Below are 20,024 nucleotides of genomic sequence, written 5' to 3'. Positions count from 1 at the left end.
AGTGTAAAGCTGCACGTCAAGGCCCGCCACACGGACGTCCTCATTCCTGCGAACAAATTCCTACATGTTCAGACCTCTTTTTGTATTTATCGGCACGCGCTACACCCGTGCGAAGCGACGCAATCATTTTGTTTCCTTCATCTCCCTGACATCCATGATCGGCCTCGCCCTGGGCGTTGTGGTCATGATAGTCGTGTTATCGGTGATGAATGGTTTCGATCACGAAATGCGTACCCGTGTGCTCGGCATGGTGCCGCACGCGACCATCGAATCCGCTGACCCGATCACCGACTGGCGCGGTCTGGCCGCGAAGGTTCAGGAAAACCCGCAGGTGCTGGCCGTGGCGCCGTTCACCCAGATGCAGGGTTTGCTGACTCACGACGGCAAGGTCCAGAAAGTGCTGCTCAACGGTATCGACCCGCTTGAAGAGCGCAAGGTCTCGATCATTGACCACTTCATCAAGCAGGGCCAGCTCGACAGTCTTTCGCCCGGCAGCTTCGGCATCATGATCGGCGACAAGGCCGCGGCCAAGCTGGGCGTCGGTATCGGTGACAAACTGACCTTCGTTGCACCTGAAGTAACGGTGACGCCGGCCGGGATGTTCCCGCGTATGAAGCGTTTCGAGGTGACCGGCATCTTTCACGTCGGCGCTGGCGAAATCGACGGTTTCCTCGGGCTGACCAACCTCGATGACCTGGGCCGTCTGCACCGCTGGAAGCCCAATCAGGTGCAGGGCCTGCGTCTCAAGTTCGACGACCTGTTCGCCGCGCCACGTACCTCGTGGGAAATCGCGCAGAAGCTGGGCGAAAACAATTTCTACTCGCGTGACTGGACGCGCACTCACGGCAACCTGTATCAGGCCATCCGCATGGAAAAAGCCATGATCGGTCTGTTGCTGCTGCTGATCGTGGCGGTGGCGGCCTTCAATATCATTTCCACGCTGGTGATGGTGGTCAATGACAAGAAGGGCGACATCGCCATTCTGCGTACCCTGGGCGCTACGCCGCGACAGATCATGGCGATATTCATGGTCCAGGGCACGGTGATCGGCGTGGTCGGTACGCTGATCGGCGCGGCACTGGGTATTCTGGCGGCGCTCAATGTCAGCGCCGCCATTGCTGCACTCGAAGGGCTGATCGGCCACAAGTTTCTCAACGCCGACGTCTACTTCATCGATTACCTGCCTTCGCAACTGATGGCCCAGGACGTGTTCCAGGTCTGCGGTGCAGCGTTGGTCCTGAGTTTCCTCGCCACCCTGTATCCCGCCTGGCGTGCTGCGCGCACCCAGCCGGCGGAGGCGTTACGTTATGAGTGAGTCGGGCATGTCTGATAAAGCAGTATTGAGTTGCCGCAACCTGGGTAAATCCTACGAGGAAGGCCCGGAATCCGTGGTGGTGTTGTCCGGTCTGCAGCTGGAATTGCACCCCGGCGAGCGTGTCGCGATCGTCGGCAGTTCGGGGTCGGGCAAAAGTACCTTGCTCAACCTGCTGGGTGGGCTGGATACGCCGTCCGAAGGCAGTGTGTGGCTCGCGGGCGAAGAGTTGTCGGCGCTGGGCGAAAAGGCCCGAGGCCTGCTGCGTAACCGGGCGCTGGGTTTCGTCTACCAGTTCCACCATTTGCTGCCGGAATTCACCGCGCTTGAAAACGTCTGCATGCCATTGCTGATCGGCCGTACGCCCATCCCTGAAGCCCGCAAGCGTTCCACCGCACTGCTGGAGCGTGTCGGTCTTGGGCATCGTCTGGCGCACAAGCCTTCGGAGCTGTCCGGTGGCGAGCGTCAGCGTGTGGCAATTGCCCGTGCCTTGATCAATCAGCCGGGTCTGGTGATGCTCGACGAGCCTACCGGCAACCTCGATCACCACACAGCGCAGGGCATTCAGGACCTGATGCGTGAATTGAGCACGTCGTCGCGCACGGCGTTTCTGATCGTGACCCATGACATGAACCTGGCCCGGCAAATGGACCGTGTCCTGCGCCTGGAAGACGGCCGCCTCGTCGAGGCCTGATCGACCCGGCCCGGCGCCATTCATCGCGTCGGGTTCCAGTTTTTATACGGTGTATTTTTCCACGGTGCTTCGCGAATGTTCAGACCGTTACCCATCTTCATCGGCATGCGCTATACCCGCGCCAAACGCCGCAAAAGCTTCATCTCGTTCATTTCGATGACCTCGATGATCGGTCTGGCACTCGGTGTCCTGGCGATGATCGTGGTGCTGTCGGTCATGAACGGTTTCCAGCGGGAAATGAGCTCGCGGATTCTCGGCATGGTGCCGCACGCGGTCATTGCCGGTACCACGCCGGTCGATGACTGGAAACCCCTGGCCGACGCTGCGCTGAAAAACCCTGAAGTCACTGCTGCCGTGCCGTTCACCGACATGGAAGGCATGCTGTCCTACAAGGGCTCGATGCAGCCGATCCAGATCAGCGGTGTCGACCCGGCGCTGGAACATGAAGTGTCGATCGTCACGCAGCACATCACCCGCGGAAGCCTCGAAGACCTCAAGCCGGGCGAATTCGGCGTGGTGCTCGGTGATATCACCGCACGCCGCTTTCGTTTGACCATCGGCGACAAGCTGACCCTGATCGTGCCGGAAGTGAGCAGCGCCCCTGGCGGCATCACGCCGCGCCTGCAACGCCTGACTGTCGTGGGTATCTTCAAGGTCGGTGCCGAGCTGGACGGTTCGATGGGCCTGATCAACATCGCCGATGCGGCACAGATGCAGCGCTGGCAGCCGAACCAGGTTCAGGGGGTGCGACTGGCGCTCAAGGATCTGTACAAGGCGCCTCAGGTGTCCACCGCCATTGCCGCCGGCCTCGGTGAGGGCTATCGCGCCGATGACTGGACCCACACTCAGGGCAGCCTGTTCAGCGCCATGAAAATGGAAAAGACCATGATCGGTCTGTTGCTGCTGATGATCGTCGCCGTGGCGGCGTTCAACATCATTGCCACGCTGATCATGGTGGTCAACGACAAGGGCGCAGATATCGCCATCCTGCGCACCATCGGCGCCACGCCGCGGCAGATCATGGCGATTTTCGTGGTCCAGGGCACCGTCATCGGCATCGTCGGTACATTGATCGGCGGCATCCTGGGGATTATTGCAGCGCTGAACGTCAGCAGCCTGGTGGGCTGGATGGAGCGGGTCAGCGGCCAGCACATCTTTAGTTCCGATGTGTATTTCATCAGCAACCTGCCGTCCGAACTGCAGGCCGGTGACGTGCTGCTGATCTGCAGTGCCGGGTTTATCCTGAGCTTTCTGGCGACCATCTACCCCGCATGGCGCGCCGCGCAGATCCAGCCAGCGCACGCACTGCGTTACGAGTGACAGGGCCTTAGCCACCTTCGTCGAGGCCGCACGGCGGCCTGCGCGGGTGGCGGGGCAAGGCTGATTTTCGCTGAAAGCCCCGCGCAAACGCTATAAACTCGCCGCGTTAATTCATGATCCAGGTATCGCCATGCATCCCGCAGCCGAACACTCGCCGCTGGGCAAGTCCAGTGAGTACATCGCCACCTACACGCCGTCTCTGTTGTTCCCGATTCCTCGTGCCGCAAAATGGGCCGAGCTTGGGCTCACCGCGCAGACGCTGCCTTATCAGGGTGTCGATTTCTGGAACTGCTACGAGCTGTCATGGCTGCTGCCTTCCGGCAAGCCGGTGGTGGCCATTGGCGAATTCAGTATTCCGGCCGAATCGCCGAACATCATCGAATCGAAGTCGTTCAAGCTGTACCTCAATTCGCTGAATCAGACAGCTTTCGCGAGCGTCGAACAGCTGCAGACCACCCTTGAGCAGGATCTGTCGGCCGCGGCGGGCAAGCCGGTCGGGGTGCGTATTCGCAGTCTGGCGGCGATCGAAGAAGAAGGTGTCGCGGCTTTGCCGGGCGTATGTATCGACGACCTGGACATCTCGGTCAGCAGCTATGACCGGCCGCAGCCCGAGTTGCTGCATTGTGATGACTCGCGGGTGGTGGAAGAGAGCGTGCACAGTCACCTGCTCAAGTCCAACTGCCCGGTCACCAGTCAGCCCGACTGGGGCAGCGTAGTCGTCGAATATCGCGGCGCGGCGCTGGATCATGCCAGCCTGCTGGCGTATATCGTCAGCTTCCGCCAGCATTCGGACTTTCACGAGCAGTGTGTGGAAAGAATCTTCCTCGACCTGCAGCGTTTGCTCAAACCGGAAAAACTGACGGTTTACGCACGCTACGTGCGCCGCGGGGGTCTGGATATCAACCCGTATCGCAGCACAGAAACGCTGGACGTGAGCAATCGCAGGCTGGCGCGGCAGTAGTAGCGTCTGCCGCCAAGGGCGTGGACGCAGAGCGTCCGGAACGGCATTCCCACGCGGAGCGTGAGGAACGATAGGTGTGTGGGCATGCATTGGGTGACGCTCTGCGTCAAAACTCTGCGTCGCACCGCGCATCAGCGGTCGGACGCAGAGCCATTAGAACGGCATCCCCCAATCAGACCCCGATATTGCCCAGCGTCTGCACGATGTTGCGCAAGGTGCCGGCGATGGTCGGATGCTCCAGCTCGAAACGCTCGACGGCCAGATTCACGCCATCAGCCAGGCTGCTGTCCTGCTCGTGGGTGGCCTGTTCCAGCTGAATTTTAGTTTCAATTTGTTGCATGAGTTCGTGCAGGTTTTCCCGCTCGGACTCTGACATCGGCGGGTTATGCTCCAGTTGCTCGCGCAGGGTATTGAGTTGTTCTTGCAGTTCGCGGGCGGGCATGACGTGCTCCTTGATTGATAAGTCTGTCTCATGGACTTCGCCGGAGCGTTAAAGGTCCATGTTCACTCAAGACTAATCCAGTCAACGCCTTGCTGCATATGTATCAGGGTTTTTCGCCCTTGCTGCGTCGCAGGGCAATGTCGGCCAGGCAGGATTCCAGTTCACCCAGGTGGTCGATCACCGAATGCACGCCCAGCGAATAGAGTTTGAGCGTGGCCTGTGCGCGTCGCTGTTCGCGTTCTGCATCGCCGAGTGCCTGCCATTGTGAAGGCGAGAGCCCGCACAGTGGTCCGCAGGATGCCAGGCCAATGGTCCACAGTCCGGCGTTCAGTCCGGACTGCAACAGGCGCGGGTCGCCGCTGATCAGGACGCAACCATCCAGGTGGCTGACTTTCAGGGCCATCAATGCCATCCAGCAGGCATCCGGGGCGGGCCAGCCTGCAGTGGCGCGGGGCGCGGGAATCATCCAGTCATTCACCGGCACAGCCAGTGCGCTGCTCACGCTTTCAGGCAGTTCCTCGAGCCAGGCGCAAGGCATGCTCTGCTCGCGCAGGGTCTGCAGAATAGCCTCTGCGCCGGGTGTGAACTGTGTGTGCTCATGGCCGGGTGCGCGCGAGTTCGCGGCCTGCGCACCGAAGTCCACCAGGCAGCCGCTCAGGCCGAACAGCAGGGCAGGGAAGGTTGGCAAAGGCGTGATGACCGGGGCGAGCATGAGGATCTCTCTGAAATATCGAGAAACGCTACCGATCTTTTGTGACACTTCGATGAATGTGCGATGACGAGGTTTATGCGGAACCCTTTGCTGACAGACCTGCCTTATTCTCGACAGAAGGCTTTATACTCCCTGTCCTAGCGTGTGGGGCGTAGCACCCGCGTCATTATTTCGATATCTCGATCAGGAGTGTCAGCTATGCCCGTGACCGGTGCAGGCTTTATCAAACGTTTGGTGCAATTGTCCCTGTGTGCAGGCATCGCGCTGGTTCCGGTAGCCGTTCAGGCCGCCGAGGACGATCCCTGGGAAGGTATCAACCGTTCCATTTTCACCTTCAACGATACCCTTGATGCCTACACGCTCAAGCCGCTGGCCAAGGGGTATCAGTACATCGCGCCGCAATTCGTCGAAGACGGTATCCATAACTTCTTCAGCAACATCGGCGATGTCGGCAACCTGGCGAACAACGTGCTGCAGGCCAAGCCTGAAGCGGCGGGCGTCGACACGGCGCGCCTGATCGTCAACACTACTTTCGGTCTGCTGGGCTTCATCGACGTGGGTACCCGCATGGGCCTGCAGCGCAACGATGAAGACTTCGGTCAGACGCTGGGCTACTGGGGCGTGCCGAGCGGCCCGTTCGTGGTCATTCCGTTTCTGGGGCCAAGCACCGTACGTGATGCGTTCGCCAAGTACCCGGACACCTACACCTCGCCTTACCGCTACATCGATCACGTCCCGACCCGTAACACGGCGCTGGGCGTCAACCTGGTCGATACGCGGGCCAGCCTGCTGTCTGCCGAGCGCATGGTCAGTGGCGATCGCTACACCTTCATTCGCAATGCCTATTTGCAGAACCGCGAGTTCAAGGTCAAGGATGGCAAGGTCGAAGACGATTTTTAATCGCTGCTTTGCCTCTGCATGAATCAATAAAGGCGACCCTGGATCGCCTTTATTATTTTGTAAAAATGTGAACCTGTTCCGCCTGTTTTCACTTCATCGAGACGATTGAAAGCCCCAGTTTCTGTACGCCACCTTCTTCATCATTTACCCAGACCACCTCGGTTTCGGCTTCAAGCCCCTTGAGCGCAGGATGGTCAGAGTCAATGCGTACGCTGAGTTTGTCTCCGACCTGGAACAAGCGTGGCGCCTGAACCTGCATGCCGGAGCTTGAAAGATCAATGCATACGGCAGGGATGACCTGACCGGCGTGGATCAGGTTGACGTCTGCATCGACGCGCATGCGGATGTAATCCCGCTTTTCCTCGTAGTCGCGATCATTTCGACTCATGTACAGTCCTTCGTTTTAGTTGCTGATTTGTGAGTTCTTATAACTCTGGGTGATTTGCGATGTAAAGAGCGCAAAGTGAGGGTAGGAGCATGCTTGAAACACCCGTCGGATGGGAGTACCGTCTGCGCCTTGAAGGGCACCTCTGAAACACGACAGACTTATCAAGTTACTGCGTGTTATTGCGGAGAGGCTAGAAGCGAATCCAGTAAGCGGTTTCCGGTAATCCCGGGCCGCCTACGCCAACCTGATCTGGCGCCGTTTGCCCCCATGCCAAAAACCAGTGCCAAGCTGCTGATTATCGATGACGACGACGTAGTGCGCGCAAGCCTTGCCGCCTACCTTGAAGACAGTGGCTTCAGCGTTCTGCAAGCGAGTAATGGCTTGCAGGGAATTCAGATATTCGAGCAGGAGAACCCCGATCTGGTGGTCTGCGATCTTCGCATGCCACAGATGGGCGGGCTTGAGCTGATCCGTCAGGTCACCGCCATCGCTCCGCAGACGCCTGTCATCGTCGTCTCCGGTGCGGGCGTGATGAGCGATGCAGTCGAGGCCTTGCGCCTTGGCGCTGCCGACTACCTGATCAAGCCTCTCGAAGATCTTGCTGTGCTCGAGCATTCGGTGCGCCGTGCGCTGGATCGGGCGCGCCTGCTCACTGAAAACCAGGTCTACCGCGAAAAGCTGGAAAAGGCCAATCGCGAACTCGAAGCCAGCCTTCACCTGTTGCAGGAAGACCAGGACGCAGGTCGGCAAGTGCAGATGAACATGCTGCCAATCACTCCGTGGTCGATTGATGCATTCAAGTTTGCCCACCAGATCATTCCGTCGTTGTACCTGTCCGGCGATTTTGTCGATTATTTCAGGGTCGACGAGCGGCGTGTCGCTTTTTACCTGGCCGATGTTTCAGGTCATGGGGCGTCATCGGCATTCATTACCGTACTGCTGAAGTTCATGACCACGCGGCTGCTGTTCGAGTCCAAGCGTGGCGGAACGCTTCCGGAGTTCAAGCCATCGGATGTGCTGGGGCATATCAATCGCGGCCTTATCAGTTGCAAGCTGGGCAAGCACGTTACGATGGTCGGCGGTGTCATCGATGAAGAGTCAGGTAAACTGACGTACGCAGTGGGCGGGCATCTGCCACTGCCTGTGTTGTATTCCGAAGGGCAGGCGCATTATCTGGAAGGTCGTGGACTGCCGGTCGGGTTGTTCAATGAGGCCACCTATCAGGATCATGAAATTGATCTGCCCGAGTCCTTCAGTCTGACCATGTTGTCTGATGGCATACTGGACTTGTTACCCGGTGATACACTCAAAGAGAAAGAAGCCGTCCTTCCCGAATTGGTCAAGACGGCTGGCGGCAGCCTGGATGGCTTGCAGCGGGTTTTTGAATTGGCAACGCTAGGGGAGATGCCGGATGATATCGCCTTGTTAGTGTTAAGCAGGAATCTTGAATGAGTACCGGTAGAATCCAGTTCGCCGAGCAGGAAGGCACCTTCGTTCTCAAGTTCGTGGGTGAAGTACGGTTGACGCTGTGTTCGGCCCTGGATGCGACTATCGAGCGCATCTTCACTGCGCTGAATTTCTCGGCGGTGGTCATTGACCTGACCGAAACGCGCAGCATTGACAGCACCACGCTTGGCCTGCTGGCCAAACTCTCGATTCTGTCGCGCCAGAAGGTGGGCCTGTTGCCGACGCTCGTGACCACTCACGAGGACATCACGCGCCTGCTGCAGTCGATGGGCTTTGATCAGGTCTTCAACATCGTTGACCGGCCTCTGCCGCGGCCTGAGTGCCTGACTGATCTGCCTTCACAGGACCAGTGCGAAGAAGTGGTGAAAGCCAAGGTGCTCGAAGCGCACAAGATCCTGATGGGCCTCAACGATTCCAATCGTGAAGCGTTCCATGATCTGGTCAATGCACTGGAAGGTCAGCGCTAGGCCGCTGCGCTAAATCGCAGACAGCAAAAAGGGCGGCATCCGCGAGGATGCCGCCCTTTTTTTCGTATCAGGCTTTCTTGGCAGGAAGCAGCGCTTCCAGTTTTTCCTGATCGCGAGCGAACTGACGAATGCCTTCAGCCAGTTTCTCGGTGGCCATGGCATCTTCGTTGGAGTTCCAGCGGAACCGGCTCTCGGTCAGGCTCTGACGTGGCTCGCCTGCATTATTGCCCGGAGCAAGCTTGCGCTCCAGTGTGCCGGTGTCTTCGGCCAATTGTTTGAGCAGCTCGGTGCTGATGGTCAGACGATCACAACCGGCCAACTGTTCGATCTGATTCAAGTTGCGGAAGCTGGCACCCATCACGACAGTTTTGAAGTCGTTGGCCTTGTAATAATTGTAGATGCGCGTTACCGACTGCACGCCCGGGTCTTCTGCACCAGTGTAATCGGTGCCTGTCGACTTCTTGTACCAGTCGTAGATGCGGCCCACGAACGGCGAAATCAGGAAGACGCCAGCCTCGGCGCAAGCGACAGCCTGGGCGAAGGAAAACAGCAACGTCAGGTTGGTCTGGATACCTTTCTTCTCAAGGTATTCGGCGGCGCGGATGCCTTCCCAGGTGGAGGCAAGCTTCACCAGCACGCGATCATTTTCGACACCGGCAGCGTTGTAAAGCCCGATCAGGCGTTCACTGCGTTCGATCAGGGCGTTGGTGTCAAAGGACAGTCGGGCGTCCACTTCAGTGGACACGCGGCCGGGTACGACCTTGAGAATCTCCTGACCGATGGCCACTGCGAAATGATCGCAGGCCAGGCCTATGTCGCCCTTGCCAAGGGCGAATGCCTCCTCGAGCATCGCTTTGTTGCTTTCGCTCGAAGCGGCCTTGAGCAGCAGAGAAGGGTTGGTGGTTGCATCTTGAGGCTTGAGGCTCTTGATGGCGCCGAAGTCGCCGGTATCGGCAACAACGGTGGTGAATTTCTTGAGTTGATCCAGCTTGGAAGTCATGAGCGTGCTCTGTCCTGTGCGGTTGGATGACATTACCCGAGCGCTGCCGACCACTCAAGGCCGCAGCGTTTACTGCTGCCGATGATAGGCCCTGAGGGATGGCGTTGTCGTGAATACCTTTGTCTAGGCTGTTTTTGAGCCTCGCACAGACCGCTTGTTCCCTTGATGTGAATTTAACCTCTTGAAGAGCGGCCTGCACGTTGCGCAATGGGCGGGAACATCAGCTTACCGTGCCTTTGACAGAAGGCCGCTGCGCTGGGGTGAGCCGGGTTCGCAATCAGACCGGGCTGTGGCGTCGAGCGGCGCATTGGGGTAAAGATGCTGTTCGACTCGCGATGATCTGAAGGAACCAGCATGCATTCACGACGCTTCCCCCTCACTGCCGCCATCGGACTTTCCCTGGTTTCCATGGGGCTGTTTTCCATGGCTGCCAATGCCGCCGAGCTGTCACCCGATCAGTTGCTGAAAAAAGCCCAGGCCGAACAACCGGCCTACCTCGACACTGTCCGGCAACTGGTCGATATCGACACAGGCACCGGCCAGGCACCCGGGCTGAAGACCGTCAGCGCGATGCTGGTCGAACGTCTCAAGGCGCTGGGCGCTGAAGTCTCCACCACGCCGGCAGATCCTTCGGCGGGGGACAATATCGTCGGCACGTTCAAAGGCAACGGCACGCGTTCTTTTCTGTTGATGGTCCACTACGACACGGTGTTCGGGCCGGGCACTGCCGCCAAGCGTCCCTTCAGGCTCGACAGCGAGCGCGCCTATGGGCCAGGGGTGGCAGATGCCAAGGGCGGCGTGGCGATGATTCTGCACGCACTGCAGTTGTTGCAGAATGAGCACTTCAAGGAGTTCGGTACGCTCACTGTGCTCTTTAACCCGGACGAGGAGACCGGCTCCAGCGGTTCGAAAAAAGTCATCGCCGAACTCGCTCGCCAGCATGACTACGTGTTTTCGTACGAGCCGCCTGACAAGGATGCCGTCACCGTCGCCACCAACGGCATCAATGGCCTGCTCCTCGATGTCAAAGGCAAATCATCACATGCGGGCTCCGCTCCCGAGGCCGGGCGCAATGCCGCCATCGAGCTGGCGCATCAGTTGCTGCAGCTTAAGGACCTCGGCGACCCAGGCAAAGGCACGACCGTCAACTGGACACTGATCAAGGGCGGGGAGAAGCGCAACATCATTCCATCCAGCGCATCAGCCGAGGCGGACATGCGCTATTCCGACCTCAGCGAGAGCGATCGCGTACTGGCTGATGGCCAAAAAATCGTGAAGAAGACACTGGTCGATGGCACCGAAGTGACCTTGCGAATGGAAAAAGGCCGACCGCCGCTGGCCAGAAACCCTGGCTCCGAACAGCTGGCGAAAACCGCGCAGGCGCTGTACCAGAAAACAGGCCGCACTCTGGAGCCGATTGCCATGCGTTTCGGTACCGACGCGGGCTATGCCTACGTACCGGGCAGTGCAAAACCTGCGGTACTCGAAACCATGGGCGTGGTCGGCGCCGGTCTGCATGCCGACGATGAATACATTGAGTTGTCGAGCATCGCGCCCAGGCTTTACCTGACCGTGGCGCTGATTACGCAGTTGTCGAAGGGCGATGCTGCGCCCTGACGACTCGTGAGGGGAGCGTTGACAGGCGTGGTCTGCGGGCCACGCCATCTGTCGATGCGTGGGGCATTGCGATTGACCTGATCACCGATAAACGATTAACTGTATATGTATACAGTTAATCAGAAAAGGCTTGCCTCATGAGTGTTACATTCCTTGGCCCGTTGTCGGCAGGGGGCATCAAGCTCCCGTTTATATCGCTGTCGTCCGTTGGCTCCAGATCGCCAGTGGTCGAGAAGCATGTTTCCATCGCCGAGCTTTGCGAGGTCCGTGAGCCGCACGCCTACCTGGCCAGGATCGAAGACCAAGGCATGCAAGGGGGCGGCATGTGCAGCGGGGACATGCTGGTGGTCGACCGCAGCCAGTTCGCTGAGCACGGTGACATCGTCGTTGCCTCGCTCAATGCACGGCAGATCTGCCGGCGTCTGCACATGCGCGGCGATGTGGTGATTCTGGAATCGCAAAATCCGGATTACCCACCACTGCGTGTCACCGACAACGATGACCTGATCATTCTGGGCGTGGTCACCTACAGCCTGAAAAACCTGCTGGAGGGCCGCGCTGCATCATCAGCTCATCGATGAACAGACGCATGTCCTTGCATTGCAAGGCGCTGCGTGATTTGCTGCTCACTCTATGGCTTTTACCGGAATACCGAGCGCATGCAAGAACGACTTGATCAGTTACGACTCCCCAAGCCTGTACAGGGAGCGATCAGTGATCTGGTAAGAGCGCTCGACGCAACCAGCACCCGCGCCGACGTGGAAGCCGAGGGGGCGTTGCAGATCGAATACATTCATGGCCTGGAGACAAGCAGAAAGCTGCGTCCAGCGGATGCCGAAGCGCTTTACATTATTTTCGACGACGCAGTTCAGGCTCGTTTACAGGCACTTTCCGATTAGATTCGGTATTCCATTAGTCCGCTGACTGTGTGAACTTCACTCCAGATTTTATCTGTCCGCAGGTTCGGGACGGGTGCCCGGCTCACTCTACGAACCTGCAATCTGCGGAGTTCATGTTCAGGTTTGAATGGCTATGCGTTTATCAGGCTTCATCCTCGAAAACATCGAACCTATCGTGCGCGAGTGGACCGATTTCGCACGCACCTTGTCTCCGGCCGGTGAGCCTCTGGATACCACAGAGCTCAGGGACCATGTCGAGCAAATGCTGCGGGCGATCGCCACTGATCTGGAAACGGATCAGTCGTTGCAACAGCAGGTCGACAAATCGCAGGGCCACGGCGTGTCACATGAACAAACCGCAGCCAAAAGCCACGCGATCACTCGACTGATGTCGGGCTTCACCATCGATCAGGTGGTTTCGGAGTTTCGGGCATTACGGGCGAGCGTGATCAAACAGTGGATGTCGCGAGAAGCGCTGGACACTCAACAGCAGATCGAAGACATGATTCGTTTCAACGAGGCGATAGATCAGGCCCTGGCCGAGTCTATCTCCAGCTATACCAGCGCGATTCAGGCATCACGCAATATATTCCTTGGCATCCTCGGGCACGATTTGCGTACCCCGCTAAGCGCCATACTGCTGGGGGCCGACGTATTGCTGCGCACCCATGATCTGGGCGCGCGGCCAACCAAGGTTGCATCGAGGATCTACTCCAGCGTGAAGCGGGCCAACCAGATCGTCGGCGATCTGCTCGACTTCACGCGCTCACAGATTGGTCCCGGCATCCCGTTGAAAAAGACCAAAATAGACATGCAACCGATCTGCGTTCGCATCGTTGACGAATCGAGTACCTTCAACCCGGAAGCAGACATTCGCTTGACGTCGGAGGACCCGGTCATCGGCCGCTTCGATGGCGATCGACTGGAGCAGGTCTTCTCGAACCTCATCGGCAACGCCATACAGCACGGCAATAGCTGCGATCCCGTCGAAGTGACGCTGGCCGTTTCGGAGGGCGAGCTCCGCTTTACCGTCCACAACACCGGCAGCCCGATTCCCGCAGATGTGCTGCCGTTTATCTTCAACCCGATGGACCGCTACTCACCCGAAAAGATGACCGACAACGGACCTTATTCAAGCCTGGGGCTGGGTCTGTTCATCGTCGACAGGATTGTCGACGCGCACGGCGGGCGTATCGAGGTGACGTCGAAAGCGGATCATGGGACTACGTTTGCGGTGTTCATTCCGTTGAGTGCGGGGTGAGGTGGGGGCGGTTGTCAGTCAGAGGTGTATATCCGACACCGACACACATAGTGTCCCGGTCTTGCTCCTGAGGTGAGGACCTGCTTTCAAGCATCTTGCGGGCGACAGAGATGCCCGCTTGATCAATTCCGAAAGACCTCAAACTTATCCATCAAAACCTTCCCAATTTACAGCCATCCAGCGGCATCAATTGGCTAACGTGGCTGCACAACGACGCCCGATGATAGAATGCCTCCATACTTCTCTCCGAGCTACCGACGCTAATGTCATCCGCAAGCCCCGATAAAAGGCGCTCGTTCACGCGCCGCTTCTCCGTCGCTCCGATGATGGACTGGACCGACCACCACTGCCGCTACTTCATGCGCAAGCTCTCAAAGCATGCCTTGCTCTATACCGAGATGGTCACCACCGGCGCCTTGCTGCATGGCGACCGTGAGCGGTTCCTGCGGCATGATGAAAGCGAGCATCCGCTGGCATTGCAGCTGGGTGGCAGTACGGCGGCGGATCTGGCTGCGTGTTCGCGTCTGGCGGAAGAGGCGGGGTATGACGAGGTCAATCTGAACGTCGGTTGCCCGAGTGACCGGGTGCAGAACAACATGATCGGTGCGTGCCTGATGGCGCATCCTGCGCTGGTGGCGGATTGCGTCAAGGCGATGCGCGATGCGGTTGGTATTCCGGTTACGGTCAAGCACCGGATCGGTATCAATGGCCGTGACAGCTACGCCGAGTTGTGTGATTTCGTCGGCAAGGTTCAGGAGGCGGGTTGCCAGAGTTTCACGGTTCACGCGCGTATCGCGATTCTCGAAGGGCTTTCTCCCAAGGAAAACCGCGATATTCCGCCACTGCGTTATGACGTGGTCGCGCAGTTGAAGTCTGACTTTCCTGACCTGGAGATTGTGCTCAACGGCGGCATCAAGACGCTGGAGCAGTGCAGTGAGCATTTGCAGTCGTTCGATGGCGTCATGCTGGGGCGTGAGGCTTATCACAACCCGTATCTGTTGGCGCATGTCGATCAGCAGTTGTTCGGCAGCACGGCGCCGGTCATCAGTCGTTACGACGCGTTGGAGTCGATGCGGCCGTACATTGCGGAGCACATTGCCAGCGGCGGCAATATGCACCACGTCACCCGGCATATGCTCGGTCTGGGCCTGGGTTTCCCTGGTGCGCGACGCTTCCGGCAGTTGCTGTCGGTTGACATACACAAGGCCGAAAACCCGATGCTGTTGCTGGATCAGGCCGCGGCGTTTCTGCAGGGGCATTGATCGCATGTGCCGTGAATTGATTTGAGTTGAGCCGAATCAAAGGAAACGCTTATTCCAGTAGCGGCGTTATCGGGCTGCGGTTATGTTGAGCGCATAACCCAACAAGGAAAACGCCCATGCACAAAGTTCTGGTTCCTTTCGACGGCTCCGAGCACGCCATGCGTGCCTTGGGCTATGTCATCGAGTTGTCTGGCGAGCTCACCAAGTCGCTCGAGGTACATATCCTGAATGTGCAGGCCAGCCCCATCGATTACAGCCTTTATCTGGCTCCCGACATGATTGATGGCGTCAAGGCCGGCTTGACCAATGAAGGCAAGCGGGTGCTGGCTGATGCGGTTGCATTGTTGACTGCTGCTGGTGTGTCGTTTCAGGCCCACGTCGATCTGGGCAACGTGGCAGAGCAGGTCGAGGCTGAGGTTCAGCGGCTCGGCTGCGACGCCGTGGTCATGGGCACCCGCGGGCTCGGTAACTTTGGCGGCCTGCTGCTGGGCTCCGTGGCCACGCGGGTGATCCACGAAGCATCGGTGCCGGTGACGCTGATCAAATAATCACTGCTGCGCCAGCGTTCGCGGCTGGCGCAGCAGTTCGATATTGTCCGCAGGCACCAGCTCGCGCAGCGATTTGTACAGCGCTCGGGTCTCCAGCAGGTTCCAGATGCGCAGCATGGTTTCCAGGGCATCCAGCGGCTTGCTGATGAAATCCCGCGCGCCCAGCGCCAGAGCGCGCAGGCGGGTATCGCGTGTTGCGTCGGCGGTCAGCACCATGATCGGCAGGTAGTCATTGGCCGGTATGCGCCGGTTGAGCTGCTCCAGCACCGCAAAGCCATCGAATTCGGGCATGTGCAGATCGAGCACAACCAGGTCGGGCTCGAAGCTGTTGAACAGGTCCAGCGTGCGCAACGGCTCGGTGCTGCTCAGGACGTTGGTCAGCCCCTCGCGGGCAAGCAGTTGCTCCATCAGATCGAGGTTGGGCCGTTGGTCATCAATGATCAGAATGCGAAAGTCGCCGGTCATGTGGGCTCCGGTAAATACTGGTCCAGGAGGGCAAGAAACACCGGCACCTGGATGGGTTTGATCACAATGGCCGTGGCTCCGGCCTGTTTCAGTTCGCGATGGGCTTTATCACTGGTGTCGGCAGTGATCATCAGCACCGGTGTGTGAGCAGTAGCCGGCAGGCGTCGCAGACGTTGCAGCACCTCAAGCCCCTTGATGTCCGGCAGGCTGAGGTCGAGAAGAATCAGCTGTGGCGCATGCTGGCGCGCCAGATCAAGCCCCAGCTGGCCCTGCATGCTCGACAGCAACTGGATACCCGGTCTGCGTTGCAGCAGCGTTTCAATCAAGGCCATGCTCGACAGATTGTCTTCGATGCACAGCAGCTTGCCATGATAGGCCGGGCGGGCGGGCGAGCGGACATCCGGCGTTATCTCGAGAGCGGTGTCAGCTTGACGCGGCGGTTTGGCGGCGGGCGGCTGCACCCGCACAAGCGGCAGCGCGAGTATGAACCGGCAGCCCTCGTCCGGTGTGTTCTGTACGGACAGTGTGCCGTGCATCATCTCCAGCATGCTTTTGCTCAGCGCCAGTCCCAGCCCGGTGCCTTCGACGCTCGGGTTGGCGTCCAGCCGCTCGAACGGCTTGAACAGCTTGAACAGCTGTCCGATACGCTCCGGCGCAATCCCGTAGCCGGTGTCCACTACGCTGACCGTCACCTGCTCGGTAGTCTGCTCGATTTCAATCCGCACCTGGCCAGCGGGCCGATTGTATTTGATCGCGTTGGACAGCAGGTTCAACAACACCTGAATCAAGCGCTGGCGATCAGCGACCACGCCGATCTCGTCAGGCAGATTCGGCAAGGGCTTCAACTCGATATTGGCGTCGGCAGCCATCGGCGAGACCAGCACCAGGGCTTCTTCAAGCACGCTCGACAGGGATACGGGCTCGAGGACCAGGGAAACATGCCCGGCTTCGATTCTGGCGATATCGAGTACTTCATTGATCAGCTTCAGCAAATGCTGGCCCGCTCGCAGAATATGACCGATTTGCGGGCGCTGGCTGGCGGGCGAGTCCATGTCCAGCAACTGGGCAAAGCCCAGAATCGAGTTCAGCGGTGTGCGCAGTTCATGACTCATGCGCGACAGGAATTCACTTTTGGCCCGGCTGGCGCGTTCGGCTTCCTCACGCGCAGTACCCAGAGCAATTTCGGCAACGCGACGATCACTGATGTCACGGGTGATCTTGGAAAAACCGCGCAGCTCGTCATTGCTGTCGTATTGCGCGGTGATCACCACACTGGCCCAGAAACGGCTGCCGTCCTTGCGTTGGCGCCAGCCTTCCTCGGTATACCGGCCGTTGACGGTGGCCTCATGCAATGCCATGTCGGGGTGTTGCGGACATTCCTGCTGCAGATAGAACACAGAAAAGTGCTGGCCGATGATCTCTTGTTCCGTGTAGCCCTTGATACGCTCGGCTCCTGCGTTCCAGGTGGTGATGTAGCCATTGCGGTCCAGCGCGAAGATGCCGTAGTCCTTGACCCCTTCGATGATCAACCGCAAACGCTCCTCGTTGTCGCGCAGTGCGCGTTCACGTTCGGCCAGCAGCTGGCCGGCCTCGACCAGGCGGGTGCCGAGCTGGCCGATCTCGTCCTTTTCAGGCGGTTGGGGCAGCAGCGGATGCCCGAGCGCCAGACGCTGGGCGTTGCGCTGCACCTGATGCACCCTGGCGACGATGCCTTTGGACAGCATCAACACGGCAAGAATGGCACCGAAGATGCCGCAGGCTGCGGCCAGCAGAGTCGATAGCAGCAGGCGCTCGCGAGTGGCTGCCGCAGCCTCGGTACGTTCGGCGAGCAGCGCGTCTTCACGCTCGCGCATGATGCCGATGCGTTCGCGCAACTGGTCGAGCACGTACTTGTTTTCGATCAGGATGCGGGCGACGGTTTCTTGATCTTGCCTATCCATCGAGCGCAGTTTTTCCAGGCCTTCGACCTTGGTGTTGATCAGCGGCTCGATGGCTTTCAGGTGTTCGCGCATCTGCTCGTCACGCACATTGGTGTTGAGCCGGGTCAGCGCCGCCTCGATCAGCGGTTGCGCGTTGAGGTAGCCGGGCAGGAAGTCTTCCCGGTGAGTCAGTAGGTAGCCACGTACGCTGGCCGCACCTTCTGCGATCTGCGTATGAAGGGTCTGAATGTCGCCTTGCACGAGCAGCACGCGCCTTACGTCCTCCTCTGCCTGAGCGGTCTGGCGCTCGGCGATATAGATCAGCACCAGCGAGAACATGAGAATCGCCAGTGGCAGCGAAATGGCCACCAGCGCCTTGCCGCGTAGCGGAAGGTCTTCCCAGCGACTGCTGGCGTTTGCGGTCATTGCCAGTCGCTCGTTGATTGGCTCACCAGCCCCAGCGCCACACCGCGTACCGCCGCCTGAGTGCGGTCCGAGGCGCCGAGTTTGCCGATGACCTTTTCCACGTGGGCCTTGGCCGTGCCGGTGGTGATGCCAAGTTTTTCGCCGATTTCCCGATTGCTGAAGCCGCCCGCCACCAGCCCGAGCACCTGGCGTTCACGCGGGGTGAGGGTTTCCGGCAGGGCTGCGCCACTGGTATTGCGTTCGGTCATGCGCCGCAGCAGGCGCGCGCTGACGGCGCTGTTCAGTGCTTCTTCACCACGCGCCACGCGTTGCAGACCGTCGATCACTTCGTCGCGGCTGGCATCCTTGAGCAAATAGCCCACCGCGCCCGCGCTGATGGCGGCTTCCAGGTGATCGGTGCTGTCGTCCATGGTGAAAATCACCACTTTCAGATCCGGCATGCGCTGCTGGAGAATCCGCGCAGCGCCCAGCCCGTTGAGCACCGGCATACGGATGTCGAGGATGGCGATGTCCGGTTGCAGCTCCTGGCACAGATCGATGGCTTGCTGGCCGTCGGCCGCCTGACCGACCACTTCGAACTCCGGATGCCCCGCCAGCAGTGAGACGAACCCGGTACGCGTCACTTCATGATCGTCCGCCAAAACCAGTCGTACAGTGTCAGTCATGTCATTGCCTTGTCTGCGGTAAAAGGAACGATGGCGCGCAGTCGGGTGCCGTGCCCGGGCCGACTGACGCAGGTCAGACGGCCGCCGAGCAGGCTGGCGCGCTCTTGCATGGCCACTAGGCCCAGTTTCTGCACGCCTTTGTCATTGAACGGTTTTTGGGTGACGAAACCACTGCCGTTGTCTTCGAGCAGCAGTGAAATGTGCTCTTCACTCAGTTCCAGAGCCAATTCTACGTTGCTCGCAGCGGCGTGTTTGAGCACATTGTTGATGCCTTCCTGGGCAATACGGAACAGGGCGATTTCCAGGTGGCTGGGCAGGCGGGTCAGGGAGCGCGACTGCCAGTGCACCGCGATTCCGGCTTCGCGCAACCGGTCAGCTTCCTTGTCGACCGCCTGCAGCAGGCCGAAATCGTCCAGCACGCTTGGCCGCAAGCCACTGATCAGTTGGCGACCTTCGCCCACGCAGTGCTGCGCCAGCTTGAGAATGGCCTGCAGATCGGCGTCCAGCGGCTCAGGCAGATCAGGACGGCGACCGGCAAAACCCTGCAGCCGCTGGTGCAGCCCGGCCAGGGTCTGGGCCAGCCCATCATGCAGGTCGTAGGCCACGCGTTTGCGTTCGTCTTCCTGAGCGGTGAACAACTGGCGGACCAGCTCGGACATGGTCTGTTCTCTGACCACCAGCGCATCAAGCAGCCGATTGTTCTCCAGGTGTGCCGCCAGCAACGTCGCCAGCAATTGCAGCGACTCGATGTCCTCATTGTCCGGCGTATTGATGCCCACGCTGTTGGCCAGCAGCAGGGTGCCAAAAGAGCCTTCGTCGGCGCCGCGCAACGGTAACAGCAGCATGCACGGCAGGTTGGCATCGGGCCGCTCCAGCCACTGCGGGCCGATGGCCAGCGGGTCGGCAGCGGTCTCAAGTGTCGCCAGGCGTTCTGCACTGCCATGACGGGCGGTGATCTGCACACCGGTGTCGGCGCTCCATTCCAGCAGCAGGCCATGGTCCATCGCCACGAATGCGCACGCGCGTTGCAGCACGCGCTGACGCATGGCCTGAGGCGGCAGATGGGTCAGCTCCTGGCCGGTATCCACCAGCAGGCGAAGCCGTGCGGCACGGCTTTGCGACTGGCGATACTGGTTACGAATGGCCAGTGCGCTTGCCGGATCATGGGGGGGACTTTGCATGGGATGCTCCAGCGAGGGGTGATGCCCGCGCGGGCATAACAGAAGTAAGGCTATTAGAACTGTATCAGGAGGTGAAGCCTATCTGCCGATCGGCATACACAGTTAACCCCGGTTGGCC

General features: G+C 59.4%; 21 protein-coding genes. 13 read left to right on the top strand and 8 right to left on the bottom strand.

Annotated elements, in window-relative coordinates:
• The first annotated feature begins 64 nt into the window (after positions 1-64).
• The 4 genes from PCPL58_RS18995 (at position 65) to queF (ending at position 4,287) form a co-directional block, all read left to right on the top strand.
• Positions 65-1,315 (top strand): lipoprotein-releasing ABC transporter permease subunit, encoded by a 1,251-nt coding sequence (locus tag PCPL58_RS18995; protein WP_003315078.1) that lies wholly within the window; start codon positions 65-67, stop codon positions 1,313-1,315.
• Positions 1,316-1,322: 7 nt separating this feature from the next.
• A complete protein-coding gene (gene lolD / locus PCPL58_RS18990) occupies positions 1,323-2,006 on the top strand; it encodes a lipoprotein-releasing ABC transporter ATP-binding protein LolD (protein WP_016567727.1) in 684 nt (227 codons plus the stop codon).
• A 75-nt stretch (positions 2,007-2,081) separates the two neighbouring features.
• A complete protein-coding gene (locus tag PCPL58_RS18985) occupies positions 2,082-3,326 on the top strand; it encodes a lipoprotein-releasing ABC transporter permease subunit (RefSeq protein WP_065350162.1) in 1,245 nt (414 codons plus the stop codon).
• A gap of 130 nt (positions 3,327-3,456) precedes the next feature.
• Entirely contained in the window at positions 3,457-4,287 is an 831-nt protein-coding gene (queF, locus tag PCPL58_RS18980; protein WP_003436606.1) for an NADPH-dependent 7-cyano-7-deazaguanine reductase QueF, read from the top strand.
• Between the two features lie 172 nt (positions 4,288-4,459).
• Here queF and PCPL58_RS18975 read toward each other — a convergent pair whose 3' ends face one another.
• Positions 4,460-4,729, bottom strand: a complete 270-nt coding sequence (locus tag PCPL58_RS18975) for a DUF4404 family protein (RefSeq protein ID WP_003315072.1) — start codon at positions 4,727-4,729, stop codon at positions 4,460-4,462.
• A 103-nt stretch (positions 4,730-4,832) separates the two neighbouring features.
• Positions 4,833-5,441, bottom strand: a complete 609-nt coding sequence (locus tag PCPL58_RS18970; RefSeq protein WP_065350161.1) for a phosphatase — start codon at positions 5,439-5,441, stop codon at positions 4,833-4,835.
• 198 nt (positions 5,442-5,639) lie between these two features.
• Here PCPL58_RS18970 and PCPL58_RS18965 point away from each other — a divergent pair, with 198 nt between their 5' ends.
• The gene (locus tag PCPL58_RS18965; RefSeq protein WP_003371636.1) at positions 5,640-6,341 is read left to right on the top strand and encodes an MlaA family lipoprotein; all 702 of its coding nucleotides are present in this window, start codon (positions 5,640-5,642) and stop codon (positions 6,339-6,341) included.
• An 88-nt stretch (positions 6,342-6,429) separates the two neighbouring features.
• Here the strand turns inward: PCPL58_RS18965 and PCPL58_RS18960 are convergent, their stop codons facing one another.
• Entirely contained in the window at positions 6,430-6,729 is a 300-nt protein-coding gene (locus PCPL58_RS18960) for a PilZ domain-containing protein (RefSeq protein ID WP_003371638.1), read from the bottom strand.
• Between the two features lie 267 nt (positions 6,730-6,996).
• Between PCPL58_RS18960 and rssB the strand changes: the two genes are divergently transcribed.
• Both rssB and rssC read left to right on the top strand, forming a co-directional pair.
• A complete protein-coding gene (gene rssB / locus PCPL58_RS18955) occupies positions 6,997-8,181 on the top strand; it encodes a two-component system response regulator RssB (RefSeq protein ID WP_003315068.1) in 1,185 nt (394 codons plus the stop codon).
• A complete protein-coding gene (gene rssC, locus PCPL58_RS18950; protein WP_003315067.1) occupies positions 8,178-8,663 on the top strand; it encodes an anti-sigma factor antagonist RssC in 486 nt (161 codons plus the stop codon). The genes rssB and rssC overlap by 4 nt, the downstream gene beginning before the upstream one ends.
• A gap of 67 nt (positions 8,664-8,730) precedes the next feature.
• Here the strand turns inward: rssC and tal are convergent, their stop codons facing one another.
• Positions 8,731-9,663: a transaldolase gene (gene tal, locus PCPL58_RS18945; RefSeq protein ID WP_065350160.1), complete on the bottom strand. Its 933-nt coding sequence runs from the start codon at positions 9,661-9,663 to the stop codon at positions 8,731-8,733.
• A gap of 354 nt (positions 9,664-10,017) precedes the next feature.
• Between tal and PCPL58_RS18940 the strand changes: the two genes are divergently transcribed.
• From PCPL58_RS18940 to PCPL58_RS18915, 6 genes are all read left to right on the top strand, one after another.
• Entirely contained in the window at positions 10,018-11,280 is a 1,263-nt protein-coding gene (locus tag PCPL58_RS18940) for a M20/M25/M40 family metallo-hydrolase (protein ID WP_003436597.1), read from the top strand.
• Positions 11,281-11,417: 137 nt separating this feature from the next.
• The gene (locus PCPL58_RS18935; protein ID WP_065350159.1) at positions 11,418-11,861 is read left to right on the top strand and encodes a LexA family protein; all 444 of its coding nucleotides are present in this window, start codon (positions 11,418-11,420) and stop codon (positions 11,859-11,861) included.
• A 78-nt stretch (positions 11,862-11,939) separates the two neighbouring features.
• The gene (locus tag PCPL58_RS18930; RefSeq protein WP_044308445.1) at positions 11,940-12,179 is read left to right on the top strand and encodes a hypothetical protein; all 240 of its coding nucleotides are present in this window, start codon (positions 11,940-11,942) and stop codon (positions 12,177-12,179) included.
• A gap of 133 nt (positions 12,180-12,312) precedes the next feature.
• Positions 12,313-13,440: a sensor histidine kinase gene (locus PCPL58_RS18925; RefSeq protein WP_065350158.1), complete on the top strand. Its 1,128-nt coding sequence runs from the start codon at positions 12,313-12,315 to the stop codon at positions 13,438-13,440.
• 263 nt (positions 13,441-13,703) lie between these two features.
• A complete protein-coding gene (gene dusA / locus PCPL58_RS18920) occupies positions 13,704-14,702 on the top strand; it encodes a tRNA dihydrouridine(20/20a) synthase DusA (protein WP_044308444.1) in 999 nt (332 codons plus the stop codon).
• A gap of 116 nt (positions 14,703-14,818) precedes the next feature.
• The gene (locus PCPL58_RS18915) at positions 14,819-15,250 is read left to right on the top strand and encodes a universal stress protein (protein ID WP_058396578.1); all 432 of its coding nucleotides are present in this window, start codon (positions 14,819-14,821) and stop codon (positions 15,248-15,250) included.
• On the opposite strand, the gene PCPL58_RS18910 is transcribed toward PCPL58_RS18915, so the two are convergent.
• Genes PCPL58_RS18910 through PCPL58_RS18895 form a run of 4 tightly spaced genes read right to left on the bottom strand, consistent with a single transcriptional unit; the run spans position 15,251 to position 19,906 of the window.
• Complete coding sequence (locus tag PCPL58_RS18910; RefSeq protein ID WP_065350157.1) at positions 15,251-15,715, bottom strand: response regulator; 465 nt, start codon at positions 15,713-15,715, stop codon at positions 15,251-15,253.
• Complete coding sequence (locus PCPL58_RS18905; protein WP_065350156.1) at positions 15,712-18,060, bottom strand: ATP-binding protein; 2,349 nt, start codon at positions 18,058-18,060, stop codon at positions 15,712-15,714. Before PCPL58_RS18905 ends, PCPL58_RS18910 begins: the two co-directional genes overlap by 4 nt.
• Entirely contained in the window at positions 18,057-18,725 is a 669-nt protein-coding gene (locus PCPL58_RS18900; RefSeq protein WP_003371654.1) for a response regulator, read from the bottom strand. The genes PCPL58_RS18905 and PCPL58_RS18900 overlap by 4 nt, the downstream gene beginning before the upstream one ends.
• The gene (locus PCPL58_RS18895; RefSeq protein ID WP_065350155.1) at positions 18,722-19,906 is read right to left on the bottom strand and encodes a sensor histidine kinase; all 1,185 of its coding nucleotides are present in this window, start codon (positions 19,904-19,906) and stop codon (positions 18,722-18,724) included. Before PCPL58_RS18895 ends, PCPL58_RS18900 begins: the two co-directional genes overlap by 4 nt.
• Positions 19,907-20,024: the final 118 nt, after the last annotated feature.

It is taken from the genome of Pseudomonas cerasi, assembly GCF_900074915.1.
GTDB classification, from domain to species: domain Bacteria; phylum Pseudomonadota; class Gammaproteobacteria; order Pseudomonadales; family Pseudomonadaceae; genus Aquipseudomonas; species Aquipseudomonas cerasi.
Note: the sequence above shows the minus strand (reverse complement) of the source record. Positions and strands in the feature narration are given on the sequence as shown.